General features: G+C 31.9%; 2 protein-coding genes and 1 pseudogene. All 3 read right to left on the reverse strand.

All coding sequences use genetic code 11. The features are described from left to right. Window positions 1-245: 245 nt before the first annotated feature. A pseudogene (locus I4N53_RS12365) lies at window positions 246-1,064 on the reverse strand (ABC transporter transmembrane domain-containing protein). Between the two features lie 33 nt (window positions 1,065-1,097). Further along, window positions 1,098-2,831: an ABC transporter ATP-binding protein gene (locus I4N53_RS06085; protein WP_009052257.1), complete on the reverse strand. Its 1,734-nt coding sequence runs from the start codon at window positions 2,829-2,831 to the stop codon at window positions 1,098-1,100. Between the two features lie 19 nt (window positions 2,832-2,850). After that, entirely contained in the window at window positions 2,851-4,233 is a 1,383-nt protein-coding gene (locus I4N53_RS06090) for a radical SAM/SPASM domain-containing protein (RefSeq protein ID WP_009052256.1), read from the reverse strand. Window positions 4,234-4,732 lie beyond the last annotated feature (499 nt).

The following is a 4,732-nucleotide window of genomic DNA, read 5'->3' on the forward strand; positions in this document are numbered from 1 at the left end:
GTTTAATTTTGTAACTGTAAGTTACAACAGGTTAAATTTGTAAAATGGCTTCAAAAACAGTGAAATACAGTGGTACAGGATTTAAAAAGGGATTTTTAAAATAAATTATCTGAAAATTTGGATTTTAACATAAATCATCCAAACAAAGGGGACGGTTCTCTTTGTTTGAAACCTAAAAATCGGACAAAAGGAACCATCCCCGGCGTTTGATGTACTTTAAAGAGGAAACTAAATCGATTCACTCATTACTTCATCCCAATGGAATTATAGGAGTGTAGTTCTATTGCATCTTCTTCCCACATACCTAATCTAAACACTACTAACATTAAACCCAAAGCTAAAAAATACCCAATTACATCTGCCATATTCAGTACTAAATTGAATTTGAGCTTATTTTTCTTTACTTCTTCATTTACATTTTCAAAATTCTCTTTTGCCTTTCCTTCTATGCCAAAGCTTTTTATTACCTCAAACCCCGCGAGGATATCTTTTGCCATACTCGTATATTCTTCTAAACTGTGTGAGAAAATTCATCTTAAATCGCTTATCTTTCTATCCAGAACTCTCGGTATTAACATGCTTAAAACTGTCAAACCAATTATTATAAAGGTAATTTTATAACTAAGTATGAATAAAACAATTAGTGCTGCTAAAAATCCCACTCCACTGCTTACCAGTTCAAAAAAGTTGTTGAAATAATTTTCTTCTATCATGTTTATATCGTTGGAAACAATTGAAATATATTTACCGGTATTTACTTCATCAAATTGATTTAAATCTTTTCCTATAATTTTCTCAAAGAGTACATTTTTTAAATGTATTAAGCTCTTTTTGATATAGTCGAATTTAGATATTTGAGCCAACCAGAGTACAAGGCTGTTGAAAATCACAAAAACCAATGCTATTTCAACGGCAGTATAAAAATTCTCTAATCTGCCTATTGTAGCTACATCAAAAAACATTTTTAAGATAAATGCTACAAAAACATTCATCAGAGCAGCAAGAATTGCAAAAAATACTACAATTACAAATTCTTTTTTATATTTTAACAAAAATGCCTTCACTTTGGCTCATCCTCCTCTATAAAACACTTTACCTTACACCACATATATTCCCTCTTCTTCTATACGCTCCTCTACTTTATCCAGCTTCTCTATATTAAACAAACTGTAAAAATACCCTTTCATCTTCATTAAATCATCAAACCTTCCTTTCTCCACAATCCTTCCATCCCTTAATACTATTATCTCGTCATACCTTTTGAGTAGCTCACTCCACAACCTGTGTGTTACAACTATCGCTGTTATGTCCATATCTAGTATCGTCTTCTCTATCATATACGCCGTCTCATTGTCTAACGCCGCTGTCGCTTCATCCAGTGCCAGTATTGACGCATTTGTTATTATTGACCTAGCTATCGCTATCCTCTGCCTCTCCCCTCCCGATAAAAGTTTTCCCCCTTCTCCTACATCACTTAATATCCCCTCTGGCAATTTCTCTAATAACGGCCCTAATCCTGCTATCTTCGCCGCTCTTACTACTTCTTCATCCGTGTATCTGTCATTAAATAGGGTTATGTTGTCTTTTACTGTCCCGTCAAATATGAATACATTCTGATGTAATAGGGTTATTATCTTGAATAAGTCTTTCTTGTCTATTCTTCTTAATTCTATCCCATCTAATTTTATTTCTCCTTCATAGTTTTCATATTGTTTTAACAATAACTTGAGTATTGTGGATTTCCCTGCTCCACTTGTCCCTACTAATGCGTACTTTCCTCCTTTTTTGATTGTAAAGTTTATATTATCCAAAGCTTTTGTCTCCCCTGTGTAGCTAAAAGATACGTTTTTAAATTCTATTGAGTCGTTAAAAGATTTTACTGGTATATAATCATTCCTCTCTTCCTTTTCCTGTAATACTTCATTTATCTTCTGTGATATGCTCTTTAATGAGAGTATCCTGTTGAGATTTTGACCCATACTGTATATTGGCATAATTATGTTATTGGTAAGCTGTACACAGGCAATCATCGTTCCTAAAGTCATCTCTCCTTTTATATTAAAGTATAAACCTACTGCAAATACAGAGAGGAAAATAAAGCTACTTAAAATTTCTGACATGGTGTCAGAGGTATTTAAAAGCACGCTGTATTTAAGCTTTTTATCTTCCACATCTTCATTAACTTTTGAAAACTTCTCATGTACTTTATCCTCTATCCCGAAGCTCTTTATCACTTCAAGTCCTGTAAGAGTATCTTTAGATTCTATAGTAAAAAGTTCTAAGCTCTCAGAATAATCGTTTCTCATTTTAGCAATCTTATCATCAAAAATGCGAGGAATTATTACACTAAGAATTGCCATGAGTATTATCATCACAGTTATTTTGTAACTTAATATAAATAGAGAAATTAATGCAGCCACAAATCCTACTGCACTGCCTAAAAGCCTAAAGAAATTGTTAAAATAATCCTCTTCTACAATCTTTACATCATTTGAAATAATTGAAATGTACTTACCTGTATTAACTTCATTAAAATGTTCCACATCCTTTTTAATGATTGCTCTAAATAACCTGTCTTTTAGGTATATCAAAGTTTTTTTCATGTAATGAAATCGAGTTGTTCTATTTAACCATCCAACTACTGCTTCCAATATGGTAAACATTACTGCGAATTTGACAACAGAATAAAATTTCACCAAATCACGTGTAGTTGCTACATCTATGAGTTTTTTATAAATAAAAGCAAAGTAAATATTTATCAATACAGAAGCTACTAAGAAAAATACTGCAAGCACAAACTCTTTTTTATACTTGAATAGAAATTCTCTCATACAGGTCTTTCACTCCTTTTCACACAACATTTAAAAATTTATCCTCAATTCCTTTTGTTGTTTTCCTTAGGTTGCCGTATAGTTTTTCAAAATTGCCATTTAAAATGTAATATCCTAATTTTTCTAAGACTATTTCTGTTATTTTCCGTATATTTATACACTCACTTGTTATGATATTTTCTTCTAAGTTATTTTTTTGTATAGCTCCCAAGCACTTTACACACCAATATCTAGCAATACATTTCTGACATTCTGAAAATCTAGATTTCTTTATTTTGTAAAAATTATCTGACACCTTATTGAATTTTTTAAAATCGAAGTTTGTAATGTCGTTAAAATCTATTTTCCCCATATGATATTCATTTCTCCCAATGAACAATTGGCATGGCCATATATCCCCGCTGGCTGTTATCGTAATATTTGAGATACCTGTAGTACAAAAATTATCATTATATGATTTGGAGAAAAATGATATTAATGGAAGAGAGTATTCATTTAGATAAATAAACCTATCAGCGATTATATTGTCAAACACATATTCAACTTCTTTTTCTATATCTTGGACCTTTTCCTTTTCTACTTTAAGCGTTTCATCTTCTGTAATCACATCGCCAATAGCAATATATTTTACTTTAAATTCTTTGTAAAGGTACTCTGCGATCTGATGTTTAGAATACTTTTTTTGAGCTGGAAGAGTATATACGGCATCCACCGTATCGAAATATTCTGTTTCCTCCATAAGTTTCCTAGCATTGTGCCTAACAATATCAAAGCTTCCTCTTCCGTTCCTTTTATATACCCTATTAAGATCATGTATTTCCTTTGGACCATCTATGCTTCCTGTAACATTTATACTATACTCGTTAATTAGTTTTATTATTTCTTCATTTAAAATCGTAAGATTAGTGTTAACAATGTAATGTGTTTCTTTTCCCATTTTTTCACATATCTTTCCTATAGCTTTAAATCCAAGTAAAGGTTCTCCTCCAAAAAATACTATAACTTTAACTTTTGGAAAATTTAACTTTATAAAATCAGCTACTTTTTCCGCTATTTCTTCTGTCATTATAGCTTGCCCTTGGTTATAGTCCCCATGGTTTGCATAACAGTACTTGCACTTAAGGTTACACTCATTGCTCGTGTGGATCCTTATCTGGGTAGTCTCTCTTTCTCCACTACTGTTATAATTCCGAAATCTAAACAACAGTTCATATATTTCTTTCTTTTTAGGAGTGCTTTCATTAATGTTTTCATCAAATAAAACTCCTTTTTCTACCTCAAAATATATTTCTTCAAATAAGTTGAAAGTTTCATCATCAATCTCGTATATATCATATTTATTCAAATCAAATAATATTTTCTTGTCATTAGTAATATAAACATTAGCCTTTTCATAATACATCGAAAACACGCTCCTTCTTATAATCCAATTATGATCAAGGAAAAAAGGAGGGTGAGATATGTAGTCTTTCAAACTACACATCTCACCTAATTTTTACTTAATTTCAACGCCGCATATTTTCGCTAAACCACAAAATGCTGGATTAACGATGGGGTCGAAATTTATCTTTCTCACCATTGACACCTCCCCCTAAACAATTTTTATGCTGAGCACAGGGATTTTTAAAATAAATTATCCGAAAATTTGGACTTTAACACAAATAATCCAAACAAAGAAGGCGGTTCTTTTTGTTTGGAATCTAGAAATCGGATAAAAGGAACTGTCACCTGCATTTGTCTCTGGCGTTTTATGTACTTTAAAAAGAAAACTAAATCGATTCACCCCATCATTTCATCCCAATGGAGTCATATGAGTGCAAGTCAATTGCATCTTCTTCCCACAGTGGAACAAGGGGGACGGTTCCTTTTATCTGAAAAAATCAGACAGAAGGAACCGTCCC

This window comes from Thermoanaerobacter sp. CM-CNRG TB177, from assembly GCF_018588165.1.
Lineage (GTDB): Bacteria > Bacillota > Thermoanaerobacteria > Thermoanaerobacterales > Thermoanaerobacteraceae > Thermoanaerobacter > Thermoanaerobacter thermocopriae.

Bases quoted from the DNA above. Each gene is read 5' to 3' on its own strand.
- I4N53_RS06085 (WP_009052257.1), bottom strand. From the start codon at position 2,831: ATGAGAGAATTTCTATTCAAGTATAAAAAAGAGTTTGTGCTTGCAGTA.
- I4N53_RS06090 (WP_009052256.1), bottom strand. From the start codon at position 4,233: ATGTATTATGAAAAGGCTAATGTTTATATTACTAATGACAAGAAAATA.